The following is a 15,317-nucleotide window of genomic DNA, read 5'->3' as shown; positions in this document are numbered from 1 at the left end:
CGCAAGACAGGGACTTGTTTGGTGGTTACTTTACGACGATCGCGAGAACGTCGCGCGAAGACAAGATGAGGTATTCCTCGCCACCGGTCTTCACTTCAGTTCCACCGTACTTGGAGTAGATAACAACGTCGCCTACAGCAACGTCGACGGGGATGCGGTTGCCATTGTCGTCAACGCGACCGGGGCCGATGGCGACAACTTCGCCTTCCTGCGGCTTTTCCTGAGCGGAATCCGGGATAACCAGACCGGAAGCGGTGGTCACCTCGGCTTCGAGCTGACGAATGACAATACGATCCTCAAGAGGCTTAATAGAGACCGACACTCGGACCTCTCCTTTGCATGAGTTATTCATTGGCGTATGGAGCCTGAGCCGCCAACCGTCGTCGCGGTGCCGGTAGCTGCTCTGGCAGTTAGCACCCAGACATGCCGAGTGCTAATTACGACTCTATGTAAGGGTTAGCACTCGGTCAAGGTGAGTGCCAATTTTCTTCACAAAAAATTCAGCCTGCAAGGTCCTCGAAGTCCACGTCATCGCCGTCGTCATCGGCATCGGAAGCCTCATTGCGCGCGATGTAAACACCCCAGGAACCCGCTGCTACGGCGATTAAGGACAAGATCAGGACCACAACGCTGCCGATCCGGACGCCTGAATAAGCGCCACGAATGGAACGCGCCTCATCAGTGGCATCGTTAACGCTCTTACCGCCCACCGAATAAACGGTTGAGTTGAACAAGTCCAGAAAGAAAATAATCACCAACACCGCGATACATACGACGGCGACTGCCGCACCTGCGATCAGCACCGGCCTGCCGTAGCGCACAGCAAGGCGGCGTCCGGTGGAGGGCGTTTCAGGCTGTGAATCCATGGTGGGTGAGCTCATGTACCCAGCCTATCGGCCATCCCCTCCCGGTGCTGACGCGTGTGGCCTTGGAAGGGACGGCGACTAGGCTGGAAGAATGGCTTCCGCTCCTCATCCCAACGCAACGTCCGCTCAGGACACCGCCAATTCCATTGCCCCCTTACTCACCGAGGAAGGGTGGGAATTGTTGGGCTCTCTGGGTCCATACGTTGAATCAGATGCGTTTGCCCTGAATGCGAGTCTACGGAAAGCTGGGCACTCCCCCGAGATGGTTTCGGCCGTGCTCACCCAATCACGGTTGCGGACTAAAGCTCAGAGCAAGTTCGGTGAATTCGCAGCGAGTATGTTGTTCACTCAGGCTGGCCTGGAGCAGGCCACACGGTTGAGTGTGGCTGCCCGGCATGCGCAACGTTTTTCCCAGGCCGGTGTCCGGCGTGTTGCTGACTTGGGCTGCGGTTTGGGCGCTGACTCCATGGCGATTGCCTCAATGGACATTGCGGTAACTGCCGTGGAAATTGATGAAACTACTGCCGCGTGCACCACGATGAACCTGATGCCGTTCCCACAGGCCGAGGTTCTGCATGCGGACGCCGAATCAGTTCCCCTCGAGAATTACGACGGCGTGTGGCTAGACCCAGCACGGCGCACCACTTCCACTTCAGGGACACAGCGATTGTGGGATCCGGAAGAGTTCTCTCCGCCACTTTCTTTTGTGGAGAAACTCGCTGATCAAGGCAAAGCCGTGGGCGTCAAAATGGGCCCTGGCCTCCCCCACGATTCGGTGCCCGCCAATTGCGAGGTGCAATGGGTGTCAGTTAATGGCGACGTCACGGAGGCAACCCTCTGGTTCAACACCTTGGCACGTCCCGGAATTCGCCGCTCAGCGTTGTTGTTGGGAAACGGTCCTGCTGCAGAGATGAGCAGTGGTGAGGAATTTGGTACTGGTCCGGAAGTGGGCCTCGGTCCTGTGGCTGGCTATTTGTACGAACCCGACGGCGCTGTGATCCGGGCGGGTCTTGTCACCGACCTCGCCGAGCAACTGGGCGGTCACCTGATCGATGAGCATATTGCCTATATTTGTGGACCGGAGCTGAAGGACACTCCGTTTGCCAGGGCCTACAAGGTGTTAGAGGTTATGCCGTACAACGTCAAAGCTCTCCGGGCGTGGGTGCGCCAAAACAACATCACTGTGTTGGACATCAAAAAACGCGGCACGGCTGTCACGCCGGAAGAACTGCGACGGCAGCTTCTGACAGGCCAAAATAAGGGCAAAAAAGCTGGCAAGCCCTCCACAAAAACTTCTGCCACCTTGGTCCTCACCCGAGTGGGCGAGGACCGCTTAGCGATTGTGGTGGAACCGGCTTAGACCGGCTGGCGCGAGAACTCGCTGGCTTCGATGACCTGTTCCGGAGTGGGACGAACACCTGTGTAGAGCACAAACTGTTCCTCGGCTTGGATCGCAATAACTTCAGCGCCAGTGATCACCGCTTTCCCGGCAGCACGTGCTGCCTTGATCAGCGGGGTTTCCGAGGGCAAGGCCACCACATCAAACACCACTGACGCGGCGCTAATAGTTTCATCTGGGAAAGACTGCACAGCTGCGTCGTCGCCATTCATTCCCAGCGGAGTGACGTTGATGATCAGCTGAGCTTGCGCATCCCCCACAGCTTGACGCCACTGGAAACCATAGAGCTCTGCGAGCGCGGTTCCTTTGGCTTGGTTCCGGGCTACGACGGTGACCTTAGTGAATCCTGCGTCCCTGAGAGCAGCCACTACAGCTTTAGCCATACCTCCGGCACCTTGAACTAGCACTGTGTAATCCGTGGGCACAGCATGGTCTTTCAGAAGCCGCGCAATGGCAATGTAGTCGGTGTTGTAGGCGGTCAGCACACCATTGTTGTTCACAATGGTGTTGACCGATTCAATGGCGCTTGCCGAGGGGTCCATCACATCAACGAGGGCAATAACGTCTTCCTTGTACGGCATAGAGACGGCAGCCCCGCGAATCGGCAGCCCGCGAATACCCTGAACGGCCGCGGCAAGGTCAGCCGGAGCAAACGCCTTGTAAACAAAGTTCAGGCCCAGCAGATCGTACAAATAGTTGTGAAAGCGTGTACCGATGTTGCTGGGACGCGCAGCTAATGAGATGCACAGGGACATGTCTTTGTTCAGGATGGGCATAGCAAAAGTCTAGACGTGCCGTCTGCTCCTATTTGCAAGCGGTGCCCACCGGATAGGGCCCGACGGCGGCAGGCAGCTTTCCGGGTGCGCTCGCCTGACCGCTGAGGTACTGAATGAGGGCTGCGAAGGCGCCTGGGCTACGCCCGTAGAGCGCAATTTTGCCGAGCTTTGCCTGGGATGGGGCAAGAACCCAGGGCGAGTCCAGAGCTATCACAAAGTCCCCTTCCGCATAACGCACCGTTCCACCGGCCAACGTCACGATTGGGCCAGTACCTACTCGTATTCCGGCGGCTGTAGCAGCATCTGCTAGCCGGGAGCGGTCTTGGGGCGTACCCCCGGAGATCTGGATGCCGTTGGCAATCTGATTGCCTACGCACTGTCCCTGAACCACTGTTAGACCTGCAGCAGATATTTGCCGCGAGAGAACCATGTGGCTGCCTGCGGTGGCGGGAGTGGCGCCGTGCGAGGCGACCCGAACCCGCCAAATCATCATGGTGGCTACCCGGGTAGCAGCCTCATTCAGCCGGAACAGGGGAATGGTCCCGTCCGCCACACTCTGCACAATGGCCGCATGAGCTAGACGCACATCGGCGGGCATCAGCAAGAGGTCAGCTCCGGCAGCAAGTGCTGCAACAGCTGCGGATCCACCGGGATATTGCTTTTGAAGCGCACCCATATTGAGGGCGTCCGTAATGGCCACACCGTTGAACCCCAGACTACGCAAGAGCTGATAGTTCTTCGGTGACACTGACGCCGGGACACCTGACTCCACCGCTTTGACGTCCAAGTGTCCTGTCATCACCATGGGCAATCCTGCGTCGATGCCGTGTTGGAACGGCACCAAGTCCCGCGCTTGGAGCTGGGCCAGGGTACCGTCCTGAACGGGTAGTGCGATGTGTGAATCCACTGTCACGGAACCATGCCCCGGGAAGTGTTTGATTGAGGGAAGCACACTTCCGCTGAGAATCCCTTCTGCCACCGCCGTACTGAGCTCAGCTGCCTGGGTGGGGTTTTGGGACATGGAGCGGGCACCGATCACCGGGTCCGCCGGGCCGATTGTTACGTCAGAATCTGGGGCAAAGTCTGTGTTAAAGCCCAAGTATCGTAGTTCGGTGGCAATGCCTTGCCCCATGTTGCGAGCGAGCTGGACGTTTCCGGAGGCTCCCAAGCTCATAGCAGATGGCCACTCGGTGAGGGGCGCACGCAGTCTTGCTACTGCCCCGCCTTCTTGGTCTACGCCGATCATCCCTGGCCAGCGTCGGCCGTCGGACATCGTGGCCTCGGTAAAGGCAGTATTAAGGTTTTTCACTGCAACAACGTCTGCTGATCCGTCGGATAGCAACGGTACGTTGTCCCCCATGATGATGGTTCCTGCAAGGTGGAGTTCCTTGATCAGTCCAAGTTCAGTGGAAGGGTCAAGACCTTTGTAGTAGGGCAAAAGAACTTGGCCCGCTTTTTCCTCAAGGCTCATCCGGGAGATGGCGGCAGCAGCGGCGTCGTAATCCTTTTTTGCTGGACCCCAGCCCAGTGGGGCATCGCCCGGTGCGGGCTTATTGGTGGTCACTGATGGCGTAGGCGTTTCCGTCATGGTGCTCCGGGTAGTGGCTGTGGTGTTTGAAGTGGCGGGCTGCTCAGATGCGGAGGTAGCGGCAGAGTTCACTGAACCTGGCGGTGCTGCAGACCAACATGCCGTGAGTAACCCGAGGCTCAGCGCTGCAGAGAGCACAGTAATACCCCGGCGGATGCTCAGTGACGCTCGGTGCTTGCCCATTAGTTCAAGGCTACGCCTGCACTAGAATGAAAACGCCCGTCACAGCCACCTCGCACCACTCTAGGAGTCACATGTCGATTGAATTCGCACAGTCGGACCAATCGACACTTGGCATTGAATGGGAACTTGCTCTGGTTGATGCCACCACTGGTGAACTCGCTTCCGTGGCCAATGAAGTTTTGCGTGGCGTCTCAGCCAAGCACCCGACCCTGAACGAGGACGACGAGCACCCGCACATCAAACAAGAGCTGTTACTGAATACGGTGGAGCTGGTGACAGGTGTGCACCGCCGCGTGGGCACAGCAAAGGCTGACTTAGAGGCGTCCCTCGCGGCAGTGCGTGAAGTCACCGATCCCATGGGTGTAGAAGTTTTCTCCGCCGGAAGCCATCCCTTCAGCCCGCCGCAGCTGCAACCGGTCACTGACAAAGAGCGCTACGCCAAACTCATTGACCGAACCCAATGGTGGGGCCGGCAAATGGTGATCTATGGTGTGCACGTTCACGTTGGTCTTGACCATCGGGACAAGGCCCTGCCCGTGATGGACGGGCTCACCAACTACTTACCGCACTTCCAGGCATTGTCCGCTTCGAGCCCATTTTGGGGCGGCGAGGACACCGGCTACGCTTCCCAGCGCGCTTTGATGTTCCAGCAATTACCCACTGCCGGACTCCCGTACCGTTTCAACACCTGGGCTGAATATGAGAGCTACGTCCAGGACATGTTCACCACCGGTGTGATCGACGCAGGCAGCGAGATTCGCTGGGACATCCGCCCCGTACCCGCCCTTGGCACAGTGGAAATGCGGATTTGCGATGGCCTGTCTACGCTCGAGGAAGTCGGCGCCATCGCCGCACTGACACAATGTTTAGTTCAAGAGTTCTCCGACGTCTTGGATTCTGGGTGGCGCATTCCGGCCATGCCCCGGTGGTTCGTTAAAGAGAATAAATGGCGCGCCGCTCGTTACGGTTTGGACGCGATCATCATTCTCGACGGCGACGGCAACGAACAGCTTGTGACCGATCACTTGCGCGAACACGTACTCAACCGTTTGGAGCCTATTGCTGCCCGTTTGGGTTGCGCTCAAGAGCTTTCAGACGTTGAAAAAATCATCGATCGAGGCGCTGGATACCAACGCCAGCGCCGAATTGCCGAGGCGAATGGCGGAAATCTTCAGGCCGTGGTCTTGGACCTGGTCAAGCAAATGCGCGGCGGCCCCGAACTCTAGTTTTCCTCGACCGGCTTCGCCTCGTTCGACGGTGAGATTTCGAGCGAAAGAAAAGTGACGTCGTCGGCCTTTTCTCCGGCTTTACGCTGAACCAAACGCAAGCGATGTGTCAGCTCCAAAACGGTGACGGGATCGCTGGCCAAAACGGCCAGCTGTTCGGCACTGACAATGCGTCGCTGTACCGCAAGCCAAGCACCGTCAGAGCACATCATGAGCCGCTTTACGTCAGCGAATTCCTGGATGCGGGCGTGGCTCGCGGCGCTTGCCTCACGCCGGGCAACCCACACACCAGCATCGCTAGTGTTGCGCCGCTGGCGGGCAAGAATGTGCTCTTCCGGGCTCAGCGATTCATCCACAAGCGGTGTACCCAAGCTGTGCCGTGAACCATCTGAAAGTTCAACAACCCCCTGACAGTCAGCAAGACTCGCCACTGTGAGAACACCGTTGTGGACGGCTGCCACCATCACGGCGGCGGAGGGGAACCGAACGTGCTCGTCACCTACCAGTTCTTGGGCAATGACATCCATGTCAGCGAGCGCAGCTGCCAGAATTTGCTGGGCTGTACCTGCCAAATGGTGCCGGGCCAGGAGCATGCTCAATTGTTGGGCGTACCACTGCGGATCTGAGGCGCCAGGTAACCCGAGTTCTTTCAGCATTGAGGTGGCACCGTCCACCACCCATGCCGCTGGCCAACGCACTCCACAAGCATCTTCGTTAACGTGTCCGTCCCCTTCGAGGGACAAACTGCTCAGGAGATTAAATCCGCCGCTGCGCTTCACTGTAGCCATCGACTCAGACGCTGACGGTGGTAACTGGCATGGATGAATCTGGGGCGAAGTCCAAGCCACTGGGTTCTTTCCCAGCCATCACCAGCTGTGCACCGAGGGCTGCCACCATGGCGCCATTGTCCGTGCACAGGGAAATTGGCGGGACGTGAAGTGTGATCCCGGCTGAGGCGCACCGCTGGGCTGTGAGTTCACGTAGCCGCGAATTAGCCGCCACGCCACCGCCCAGGAGTAGCGACGTGATGCCGTTTTCGCGGCAGGCCAGCACGGCTTTGGACGTGATGATGTCCACTGCCGCTTCTTGGAAAGAGGCAGCGATGTCAGCCAGAGGCGGTTCCTCACCGTTCGCTTCAAACTGTTCAACGCAACGTGCCACAGCGGTTTTGAGTCCGCTAAATGACCAGTCGTAACGGTGCGGTCCGGGTTCCTCCGCGGTTCCCATGTACTTCGGCTGGCTCAGGCCGCGCGGGAAGCGGATGGCCTTGGGATTTCCCTGTTTAGCCAAAGCGTCAATGGCCGGGCCGCCCGGGTAGTTCAGGCCGAGGATACGGGCCACTTTGTCATAGGCTTCGCCCGCGGCGTCGTCAATGGTGGAGCCTAGAAGTTGCACGTCTTCGGTGAGGCTACCCACCCGTAAGATTTCGGTGTGGCCGCCGGAAACCAAAAGCGCACCGAGGTTTTCTGGCAGTCCCCCAGCGAAGACTTGGTTGTCCAAGAGCCCCACACCAACGTGAGCCACTAGGTGGTTGATGGCGTAGAGCGGTTTGCTTGTGGCCAAGGCGAGGGCTTTGGCTGCACACACCCCCACCATCAGAGCCCCAGCAAGACCTGGGCCGGCCGTTACAGCGATGGCGTCGATTTCGGCCAGTGTTACACCGGCGTCAGCTAGGGCCGCCTCTAGTGTTGGAATAAAAGCGTCCAAGTGCGCGCGTGAGGCTATCTCCGGGATAACACCGCCAAAACGAACGTGCTCTTCCATCGAGGAAGAGACAGTGTTGGTCAGCAGGGTGGTGCCACGAACAATCCCCACACCGGTTTCATCACATGAGGATTCAATTCCCAGAATCAACGGTTGCTCGCGGTTCACTGCTGGGCTCCTTGGTGATTCGTTGACTGCGCCGGTTTGTCCAGCTCAAGGCGCATAATGATGGCGTCCATACCTCCGCGGTAATACTTCTTGCGGATATCAATCTGCTCAAAGCCAAAGCGGGTATATAGCGCTTGGGCCCTCGGGTTATCAGCCCGAACTTCCAAAAGAAGATCCTTGGCCCGGCGCGAAATAGCCTCGTTGATCAGCAGCGTCAACAGGCTGGAACCTATACCCTGACCTTCATATTCACTGGCTACGGCAATGGTCTGAACATCAGCAATGGGTTCAATACACATCAGCCCCGCATAGCCCACCACCACTGAATCAATTTCAGCAACCACATAGTGGCGGGTAGCCGTTTGGGCCAGTTCGTCATAAAACATTTGCAGCGGCCACGCATCGTCGGGAAAAAGCGACTGCTCTAGTGCATCAACGGCCGGGATGTCCTCCACGGTCATGGTGCGCAATAGTGCCGCGCTCACAGCGCACGCTTCCTAGGCCCGGGCACCTGAGCATCGGACTCTCGCAAGTACAAAGGAGCTGTGCTGAGCAATTTTTGCCCTGCTACCAGCCTGGCCATGGCTACTCGTCCCAGAGCCGAGGCGTCAGGTTGCGCGTGATCAAAAACGGCACCAACGTTCAGGACCTCTGAATACAGCCCGGCTCCGGCGCCGAACACCGGAAGGACTGGCAGCGCAGCGGCTGCTGAAACGTGCGGACCGTCCAGCAGCACCGGCAGTTGACCGTCGCTAAGGCCATACCTTGCCCAGTAAACTTCTTTTCGCCGAGCATCCGTTGCCACCAAGAACTCCACTGGTGTGTGCGCAGATTCCGCCACTTCTAGGGCCAGCGCGTCCAAGCTCATCACACCATGAAGCGGCTTGTTCCAGGCATAAGCGAGAGTCCTTGCTGTAGCAATGCCGGAGCGCAAGCCGGTGAATGGGCCCGGCCCCACACCGGTAACTATCGCGTCCAGATCTTCTCCGCTGACGCCGGCTTGAGCCATCATCGTGTGGATTCCGGGGGCTAAAACTTCCGCATGGCTTCTAGTGTCCTCCGTGGAAAAACTGCCCACCACGGCTTCGAGCGCCGAGTCCTCTATCAAGGCGGCACTGGCCACCGCGGAGGTGTCTATCGCCAAAATGAGCATTCTATTCAGGTCCTTCCGCAACGGTGCGCGGGGCTAAAGTTTCGTTGAAGTTCAGTGCCTCGAGGTGTTCTCGGCCGCGGCCGGATTCCCAGCGCGGACCGATGGCTGTGAGCCAAATTTCCCGGGGTTCGTCGTCGTCTTCGGGATCAAAGTCCCACACACGTGGATCCGCAGCCTCGCCACCTCCAGCGCGTTGAAGATGAATTTCCAAACGACTTGCGGCCAAGTGTTCCACCCGATCTTGCCCCCACTCCACCACGGTGACTGCAGAATCCATGGTGTTTTCAAGGTCAATGTCATCAATTTCAGCCGCCGAAGCCAGCCGGTACGCATCTACGTGGACCAAATCTGGACCGCCGGGCCGGGGCCCATCAGCAAGATTGGGATGCACCCGGACCAACACAAAAGTGGGTGAAATGATCCCGGGCCGAACGCCTAGACCTTCGCCAAGTCCTTGAGTGAATGTTGTTTTGCCTGCACCGAGTTCACCGCTGAGAACCAACAAGTCACCGGCTTCGAGGATCGTGCCAAGTTGAGCGGCAAACGCTTGAGTCTGCGCGGACGACGACGAGTGGTAGTGCCGCTGCCAGTTGCCGTCGGTAGTCATAGGATCTTTAGTTGTCAAAGAACTTCTCCACCTGACTGGGTCAGTGCCTGAACCGCCGCCACATCCTCGTGGAGGTACACGCGCGGAACGCGCGGACTAATCCTGGTGACCACCTCATAGTTGATGGTCCCGGCGGCGAGCGCCCAGTCGTCAACGGTTGGTCCGCCGTCGTGCCCTGTACCAAAGAGGACTGCTTCGGCACCTACCAAAGACTCCGTGGCCAATGACTCCGCGGGACGTTCGCCTAGGTCAACCACCATTTGATCCATGGCGATTCGACCCACCACAGAGTGGGTAACGCCGTTGATTCGCACTGGCCCACCTGTTGCTACGCGGGGCACACCGTCCGCATAGCCCAGTGGAACCAAGGCGAGAGTGCTTGCAGCTTGCGTTGCGTAATTCAGCCCGTAGGACACGCCCTGACCGGCCGGAACGTCTTTGCAATTAGCCACCAGCGTCCGCAAGGTCATGGCCGGAATTAAGCCAAGATCTGCTGAGCTGTGGTGCGCAAAAGGGGAAAGCCCGTAGATACCAATGCCCAGTCGAACCATGTCAAAGTGCGCATCTGGGCGCGAAAGTGCCGCTGGAGTGTTCGCCACGTGGCGGACTTCGGGGTCAATTCCGGCGTCCTTGGCCACGGCCACGGCTTCACGGAAACGGGCGAGTTGCTCATCAGTTTCCGGACGGTCAGGCTCATCGGCTACGGCAAGGTGAGTGAAGATTCCCACCACACGCAGGAGTCCTTCGTCTTGGTACTCAACCGCCTCACCGACAAATTCGTCCCACGCTGCTGCGGTGGAACCGTTGCGGCCAAGACCCGTATCAATCTTCAGGTGCACCCGAGCAGGACGTTGCGTCCTGTGTGCGGCTTCAACAATGGGGGCCAACTCCCAGCCCGAAGCGCCGAGGTCAATGCCAGCCTCCAAGGCGGCATCAAAATCACTATCCGGGGTGTGTAACCATGCAAGCAGGGGCGCTTCAATACCCGCCGCGCGCAAGGCGAGCGCCTCGGAAATGTGAGCTGTTCCCAGCCAGTGGGCACCAGCTTCAAGGGCTGCCCTAGCCACCTGAATTGCGCCATGCCCATAGCCGTCAGCTTTCACCACTGCCATCACCTTGGCTGGCGACACCATTGCAGCTAATCGTGTGACGTTGTGACGGATCGCTGCGAGGTCAATAACGGCCGCCCGCTCGGGTAGCGATGATAGCGGTCCGGTTGAGGCAAGAGAAGTCACTTATCAAGTCTAGTAGGAGCCCGCCGAGCGCGTGTGAAGGAGTAGTGTTTTCTGCAGTGTTCAGCCTAGATTCGAGCCTCTTCAGAAGGGACGCCCATGCCACCGCTGCGCCGCGTCGCCTTCCTCTCGCTGCACACATCACCCTTGGAACAACCTGGTTCCGGGGACGCCGGTGGCATGAACGTCTACGTCCGTTCCCTAGCCGGGGCGCTGGCTGCGCGCGGAACCGAAGTGGAAATTTTTACCCGCGCCACTTACCCGACCCAACCGTTGGTGGAGCATCCTGCACCCGGAGTTTGTGTCCACAATGTCCAGGCCGGACCGCGCCGAAAAATTCCCAAAGAAGACCTGCCTGAATTGGTCAACGCCATGGTCAATGAAATTGATGCGATCAAACTCGCACAACCTCACGGGCATTATGACCTCATCCACGCCCACTACTGGCTCTCTGGAATTGCTGGCCTTGAATTATCCACCCGGTGGGACGTGCCTTTGGTTCACACAATGCACACCATGGCTAAGGTCAAAAATCAACACTTACATTCTGGCGAGGCGGCGGAACCCAAACTGCGCGAGCTAGGTGAGCAGCGCATTGTTGACGCCGCTGCACGCCTGATCGCCAACACCACCGCTGAGGCCAGCGAGCTGCAAACGCACTACAACGCCCGGCCCGAACGGATCGATGTGGTCTCCCCCGGCGTTGACTTGGATGTGTTTAAGCCAGCATTCCGCGCCCAGTCGCGGGCCGCCGTCGGAATCCCCTCCAATGATTTTCATGTGGTGTTCGCTGGACGAATGCAACGCCTCAAAGGCCCACATGTGCTGCTTGCCGCGGCTGGATTACTGCGTGAAACGCGGCCGGGTATTCCTTTGCGCTTGTCCCTGATTGGTGCACACAGCGGCGCCCGTCATTACGATCTTGACGTCATTGCCAAGCGCCACAACGTGCTCGACGCCGTCACTTTTGTCCCGCCGGTTCCGCGCCAAGAGCTGGCCGATTGGTTCCGTGCGGCGGACTTGGTGGCGATGCCGTCATTTAGTGAGTCCTTTGGTTTGGTGGCCTTGGAGGCGCAAGCGTGTGGCACGCCGGTGATTGCTACCCGAGTCGGTGGGCTGAGCAACGCTGTCTGCGACGGCCGGACAGGACTATTGGTGGACGGGCACCAGCCGGCGGCGTGGGCGCAAGCCATGGAGGCGTTATACGACGACGAGCAAACGCGCGGGGATTTGGGGCGCGCTGCTTCCTTGTACGCACAGTCCTTTGGGTGGCAGCATTCAGCGGCTAGCGTGGAGCACAGTTATAGTGCCGCTTTGAGCCAGTGGAGATCGTTCCCCTAGCCGCGGCACCGAACTTCGATGACCCCAACACCGAGGACCTCGACACCAAAGACAAGGACGTCTGAAGTGCTCAACGATCTGCAAATCGCCCAGGCCGCCACCATCAGGCCTATCCAAGAGATCGCCCAAGAGGCAGGTATTAACCTGGATGCGCTAGAACTGTACGGTCCGCATAAAGCCAAGATAAATCCCGCCCAGCTAACCCCTTCAACGGACCGGGCAGGCAAACGCGGCAAGGTAGTCCTGGTCTCTGCCATGTCTCCCACACCGGCTGGTGAAGGTAAATCGACCATCACGGTGGGATTGGCTGATTCGCTCGCCAAAGCGGGGCACAAAACCATGATCGCTCTTCGCGAGCCATCGCTTGGGCCAATCTTGGGGATGAAAGGCGGCGCTACCGGTGGCGGATATTCCCAAGTGCTGCCCATGGACCAGATCAACCTGCATTTCACGGGCGACTTTCATGCGATCACTGCGGCCAATAATGCGCTGATGGCACTCGTGGACAACCACATCTACCAGGGCAATGAGCTGGGCATCGATCCGCGCAGGATGACCTTCAAACGGGTGCTGGACATCAACGATCGCACGCTTCGGGAGGTAGTGATTGGGTTGGGCGGACCCACCCAGGGTGTGCCTCGTCAAGACGGTTTTGATATCACTGCTTCCTCAGAAATTATGGCGGTCTTTTGTTTGGCTGAAAGTCTTGAAGACTTGAAGGCACGCTTAGGCCGGATCACTTTTGGTTACCGCTATGACCGGACACCAGTGACAGTGGCTGACCTTGGTGTGGAAGGCGCCCTTGCCATGCTTTTACGCGAGGCCATCAAACCGAATCTAGTCCAGACTATTGCTGGCACACCCGCACTTGTTCATGGCGGGCCTTTCGCTAACATCGCCCATGGTTGCAACTCGGTCATCGCCACCACCACGGCCCGCGCTTTGGCGGACGTTGTGGTCACTGAGGCGGGTTTCGGCGCCGACTTGGGTGCTGAAAAGTACATGGACATCAAGTCAAGATTCGCTGAAGTGGCGCCATCCGCCGTCGTTATTGTGGCAACCATCCGGGCCCTGAAAATGCACGCCGGCGTGCCCGCAGAAAAGCTTTCCGTGCCCGACGTCGAGGCGCTGAGTTTCGGTGTTGCAAACCTCAAGCGGCACGTGCGAAACGTCGAGAAGTTTGGTGTGCACCCTGTAGTGGCGATCAACAAGTTCAGCAACGACTCCCCTGAGGAACTCGAGTGGCTGCTGGATTGGTGCGCTGCGGAGGGGATCGAAGCTGCCGTCGCCGACGTTTGGGGCGAGGGCGGCGGCCGTGATGGCGGTGACGAGCTGGCTGTCAAAGTCCTGGCCGCTTTAGACCGGGAATCTGACTTTCAACACTTGTACCCGCTTGATCTTCCTGTGGAGGAGAAAATCCGGAGGATCGTTCAGGAAATATATGGCGCCAAAGACGTGGAATTCTCTGTCCCCGCACTACTTCGGCTCGCGGAAATTGAGCGCAACGGCTGGGGCAACATGCCGGTTTGTATGGCCAAAACGCAGTATTCCTTCAGCGACGACCCTGCCAAGCTGGGGTCTCCGTCCGGATTTACCGTGCACGTGCGTGACCTCATCCCCAAAACCGGGGCAGGCTTTATTGTGGTCCTCACCGGTGCAGTGATGACCATGCCCGGTCTGCCCAAGGCCCCTGCCGCGATGCGGATGGATGTCTCCGCCGACGGCACTATCACCGGCCTCTTTTAAACGCCAACGCGGGGTCACTTACGGCCTCTCCCAGACGGGATTATGGGCCGTAAGTGACCCCGCGTTGCGCTAAACAGTACGGGTCAGAGGCGGGTTTAGCGCTCGATATCTCCGCGAATAAATGCTTCAACCTTTTCGCGGGCCAGGTCATCGTTGAACTGCTCTGGCGGGGACTTCATAAAGTAGCTGGATGCCGAGGTCAACGGTCCACCGATGCCGCGGTCCAAACCGATTTTGGCTGCACGAATGGCGTCGATGATCACACCAGCAGAGTTGGGTGAGTCCCATACTTCGAGCTTGTATTCAATGGACACCGGTGCGTCACCGAAGTTGCGGCCTTCGATGCGGACAAAGGCCCACTTGCGGTCGTCCAACCAGGCAACGTAGTCGGACGGACCAATGTGCACGTCGTCTGCGTGAAGCTCGGCCTCAATGTTGGAGGTCACAGCCTGTGTCTTGGAAATCTTTTTGGACATCAGACGATCACGCTCAAGCATGTTCTTGAAGTCCATGTTGCCACCGACGTTCAACTGGTACGTACGGTCCAGTGTCACACCGCGGTCTTCGAACAACTTGGCCATAACGCGGTGCGTGATGGTTGCACCAATCTGGCTCTTGATGTCGTCACCAACAATCGGGACACCGGCTTCGGTGAACTTGTCGGCCCATTCTTTGGTGCCAGCAATAAATACCGGAAGGGCGTTAACGAAGGCCACACCAGCGTCAATAGCACACTGTGCGTAGAACTTTGCGGCCTGTTCAGATCCAACGGGCAAGTAGCAAACCAAAACGTCAGCTTTGGCTTCGCGCAGGGCAGCGACGATGTCTACTGGCTCGTCCGGGGCTTCAACGATGGTTTCGCGGTAGTACTTACCAAGGCCATCGAGGGTGTGGCCACGCTGAACGGTGACACCAGATGCAGGGACATCAGCAATTTTGATGGTGTTGTTTTCGCTCGCACCAATGGCGTCGGCCAAGTCGAGGCCAACCTTTTTGCTGTCAACATCAAATGCGGCAACAAACTGCACATCGTTAACGTGGTACTTACCAAACTCAACGTGCATCAAACCCGGAATGGTGCCTTGGGGATCAGCATCTTTGTAGTACTCAACACCCTGGACCAAAGAGGCGGCGCAGTTTCCTACACCAACGAGTGCAACACGAATCGGATTTGAAGACACGGAACTCCTTATTTACTCACCACACCGCCTGCGAACCGGTCGAAATGTACGACGGCTTGGCGGCCCACGTGCCAAAACGGCACCGTAGCAGTCTACCGAAGTATTGAACGCGTCCGGGAGCTACTTTTGTTCCCGGACGCGCTCCTC

At 58.3% G+C, this 15,317-nt stretch carries 15 protein-coding genes; 4 read left to right on the top strand and 11 right to left on the bottom strand.

The window, feature by feature from the left end:
* Nucleotides 1-25 precede the first annotated feature (25 nt).
* Together groES and ACQQCD_RS00470 are read right to left on the bottom strand one after the other, a co-directional pair.
* Nucleotides 26-322, bottom strand: coding sequence for a co-chaperone GroES (groES, locus tag ACQQCD_RS00475; RefSeq protein WP_430266426.1), 297 nt, complete (start codon nt 320-322; stop codon nt 26-28).
* 178 nt (nt 323-500) lie between these two features.
* Nucleotides 501-881: a hypothetical protein gene (locus tag ACQQCD_RS00470; protein ID WP_430266425.1), complete on the bottom strand. Its 381-nt coding sequence runs from the start codon at nt 879-881 to the stop codon at nt 501-503.
* Nucleotides 882-957: 76 nt separating this feature from the next.
* Between ACQQCD_RS00470 and ACQQCD_RS00465 the strand changes: the two genes are divergently transcribed.
* Nucleotides 958-2,226, top strand: a complete 1,269-nt coding sequence (locus ACQQCD_RS00465; RefSeq protein ID WP_430266424.1) for a THUMP-like domain-containing protein — start codon at nt 958-960, stop codon at nt 2,224-2,226.
* On the opposite strand, the gene ACQQCD_RS00460 is transcribed toward ACQQCD_RS00465, so the two are convergent.
* Both ACQQCD_RS00460 and ACQQCD_RS00455 read right to left on the bottom strand, forming a co-directional pair.
* Nucleotides 2,223-3,041: a shikimate 5-dehydrogenase gene (locus ACQQCD_RS00460; protein WP_430266423.1), complete on the bottom strand. Its 819-nt coding sequence runs from the start codon at nt 3,039-3,041 to the stop codon at nt 2,223-2,225. The two genes, ACQQCD_RS00465 and ACQQCD_RS00460, sit on opposite strands and share 4 nt — an antisense overlap.
* Before the next feature lie 28 nt (nt 3,042-3,069).
* Nucleotides 3,070-4,812, bottom strand: coding sequence for a glycoside hydrolase family 3 protein (locus ACQQCD_RS00455; RefSeq protein ID WP_430266422.1), 1,743 nt, complete (start codon nt 4,810-4,812; stop codon nt 3,070-3,072).
* 71 nt (nt 4,813-4,883) lie between these two features.
* Here ACQQCD_RS00455 and ACQQCD_RS00450 point away from each other — a divergent pair, with 71 nt between their 5' ends.
* A complete protein-coding gene (locus tag ACQQCD_RS00450) occupies nt 4,884-6,038 on the top strand; it encodes a glutamate--cysteine ligase (protein ID WP_430266421.1) in 1,155 nt (384 codons plus the stop codon).
* On the opposite strand, the gene ACQQCD_RS00445 is transcribed toward ACQQCD_RS00450, so the two are convergent.
* From ACQQCD_RS00445 to alr, 6 genes are read right to left on the bottom strand one after another with little or no spacing between them, the layout of a single operon-like run.
* Nucleotides 6,035-6,826, bottom strand: a complete 792-nt coding sequence (locus tag ACQQCD_RS00445) for a hypothetical protein (RefSeq protein WP_430266420.1) — start codon at nt 6,824-6,826, stop codon at nt 6,035-6,037. The two genes, ACQQCD_RS00450 and ACQQCD_RS00445, sit on opposite strands and share 4 nt — an antisense overlap.
* 4 nt (nt 6,827-6,830) lie before the next feature.
* A complete protein-coding gene (gene tsaD, locus ACQQCD_RS00440; protein WP_430266419.1) occupies nt 6,831-7,910 on the bottom strand; it encodes a tRNA (adenosine(37)-N6)-threonylcarbamoyltransferase complex transferase subunit TsaD in 1,080 nt (359 codons plus the stop codon).
* Nucleotides 7,907-8,371, bottom strand: a complete 465-nt coding sequence (gene rimI, locus ACQQCD_RS00435) for a ribosomal protein S18-alanine N-acetyltransferase (RefSeq protein ID WP_430266722.1) — start codon at nt 8,369-8,371, stop codon at nt 7,907-7,909. The genes tsaD and rimI overlap by 4 nt, the downstream gene beginning before the upstream one ends.
* A 20-nt stretch (nt 8,372-8,391) precedes the next feature.
* A complete protein-coding gene (tsaB, locus tag ACQQCD_RS00430) occupies nt 8,392-9,063 on the bottom strand; it encodes a tRNA (adenosine(37)-N6)-threonylcarbamoyltransferase complex dimerization subunit type 1 TsaB (protein ID WP_430266418.1) in 672 nt (223 codons plus the stop codon).
* Nucleotide 9,064: 1 nt separating this feature from the next.
* Nucleotides 9,065-9,670, bottom strand: a complete 606-nt coding sequence (tsaE, locus tag ACQQCD_RS00425) for a tRNA (adenosine(37)-N6)-threonylcarbamoyltransferase complex ATPase subunit type 1 TsaE (protein ID WP_430266721.1) — start codon at nt 9,668-9,670, stop codon at nt 9,065-9,067.
* Nucleotides 9,671-9,684: 14 nt separating this feature from the next.
* Nucleotides 9,685-10,905, bottom strand: a complete 1,221-nt coding sequence (alr, locus tag ACQQCD_RS00420) for an alanine racemase (protein WP_430266417.1) — start codon at nt 10,903-10,905, stop codon at nt 9,685-9,687.
* 96 nt (nt 10,906-11,001) lie between these two features.
* On the opposite strand from alr, the gene mshA reads away from it, so the two are divergent.
* Both mshA and ACQQCD_RS00410 read left to right on the top strand, forming a co-directional pair.
* Nucleotides 11,002-12,243 (top strand): D-inositol-3-phosphate glycosyltransferase, encoded by a 1,242-nt coding sequence (mshA, locus tag ACQQCD_RS00415; RefSeq protein ID WP_430266416.1) that lies wholly within the window; start codon nt 11,002-11,004, stop codon nt 12,241-12,243.
* Between the two features lie 18 nt (nt 12,244-12,261).
* Nucleotides 12,262-13,989 carry a formate--tetrahydrofolate ligase gene (locus ACQQCD_RS00410; protein WP_430266415.1) on the top strand — a complete coding sequence of 576 codons (1,728 nt, stop codon included), beginning with the start codon at nt 12,262-12,264 and terminating at the stop codon, nt 13,987-13,989.
* Nucleotides 13,990-14,084: 95 nt separating this feature from the next.
* Here ACQQCD_RS00410 and ACQQCD_RS00405 read toward each other — a convergent pair whose 3' ends face one another.
* Nucleotides 14,085-15,170, bottom strand: a complete 1,086-nt coding sequence (locus ACQQCD_RS00405) for an inositol-3-phosphate synthase (protein ID WP_430266414.1) — start codon at nt 15,168-15,170, stop codon at nt 14,085-14,087.
* Nucleotides 15,171-15,317 lie beyond the last annotated feature (147 nt).

Origin of the sequence: Pseudarthrobacter sp. J1763, assembly GCF_050490295.1 — a bacterium.
In the GTDB taxonomy this organism is placed as follows: Bacteria; Actinomycetota; Actinomycetes; order Actinomycetales; family Micrococcaceae; genus JBNPEO01.
This window is presented reverse-complemented; position numbering and strand designations above follow the sequence as displayed.

What these genes read in the sequence shown, in the direction of transcription:
- ACQQCD_RS00470 (WP_430266425.1), bottom strand. Translation starts at nt 881, where the DNA reads ATGAGCTCACCCACCATGGATTCACAGCCTGAAACGCCCTCCACCGGA.
- ACQQCD_RS00465 (WP_430266424.1), top strand. Translation starts at nt 958, where the DNA reads ATGGCTTCCGCTCCTCATCCCAACGCAACGTCCGCTCAGGACACCGCC.
- ACQQCD_RS00460 (WP_430266423.1), bottom strand. Translation starts at nt 3,041, where the DNA reads ATGCCCATCCTGAACAAAGACATGTCCCTGTGCATCTCATTAGCTGCG.
- ACQQCD_RS00455 (WP_430266422.1), bottom strand. Translation starts at nt 4,812, where the DNA reads ATGGGCAAGCACCGAGCGTCACTGAGCATCCGCCGGGGTATTACTGTG.
- ACQQCD_RS00450 (WP_430266421.1), top strand. Translation starts at nt 4,884, where the DNA reads ATGTCGATTGAATTCGCACAGTCGGACCAATCGACACTTGGCATTGAA.
- ACQQCD_RS00445 (WP_430266420.1), bottom strand. Translation starts at nt 6,826, where the DNA reads ATGGCTACAGTGAAGCGCAGCGGCGGATTTAATCTCCTGAGCAGTTTG.
- rimI (WP_430266722.1), bottom strand. Translation starts at nt 8,371, where the DNA reads ATGACCGTGGAGGACATCCCGGCCGTTGATGCACTAGAGCAGTCGCTT.
- tsaB (WP_430266418.1), bottom strand. Translation starts at nt 9,063, where the DNA reads ATGCTCATTTTGGCGATAGACACCTCCGCGGTGGCCAGTGCCGCCTTG.
- tsaE (WP_430266721.1), bottom strand. Translation starts at nt 9,670, where the DNA reads ATGACTACCGACGGCAACTGGCAGCGGCACTACCACTCGTCGTCGTCC.
- mshA (WP_430266416.1), top strand. Translation starts at nt 11,002, where the DNA reads ATGCCACCGCTGCGCCGCGTCGCCTTCCTCTCGCTGCACACATCACCC.
- ACQQCD_RS00410 (WP_430266415.1), top strand. Translation starts at nt 12,262, where the DNA reads ATGACCCCAACACCGAGGACCTCGACACCAAAGACAAGGACGTCTGAA.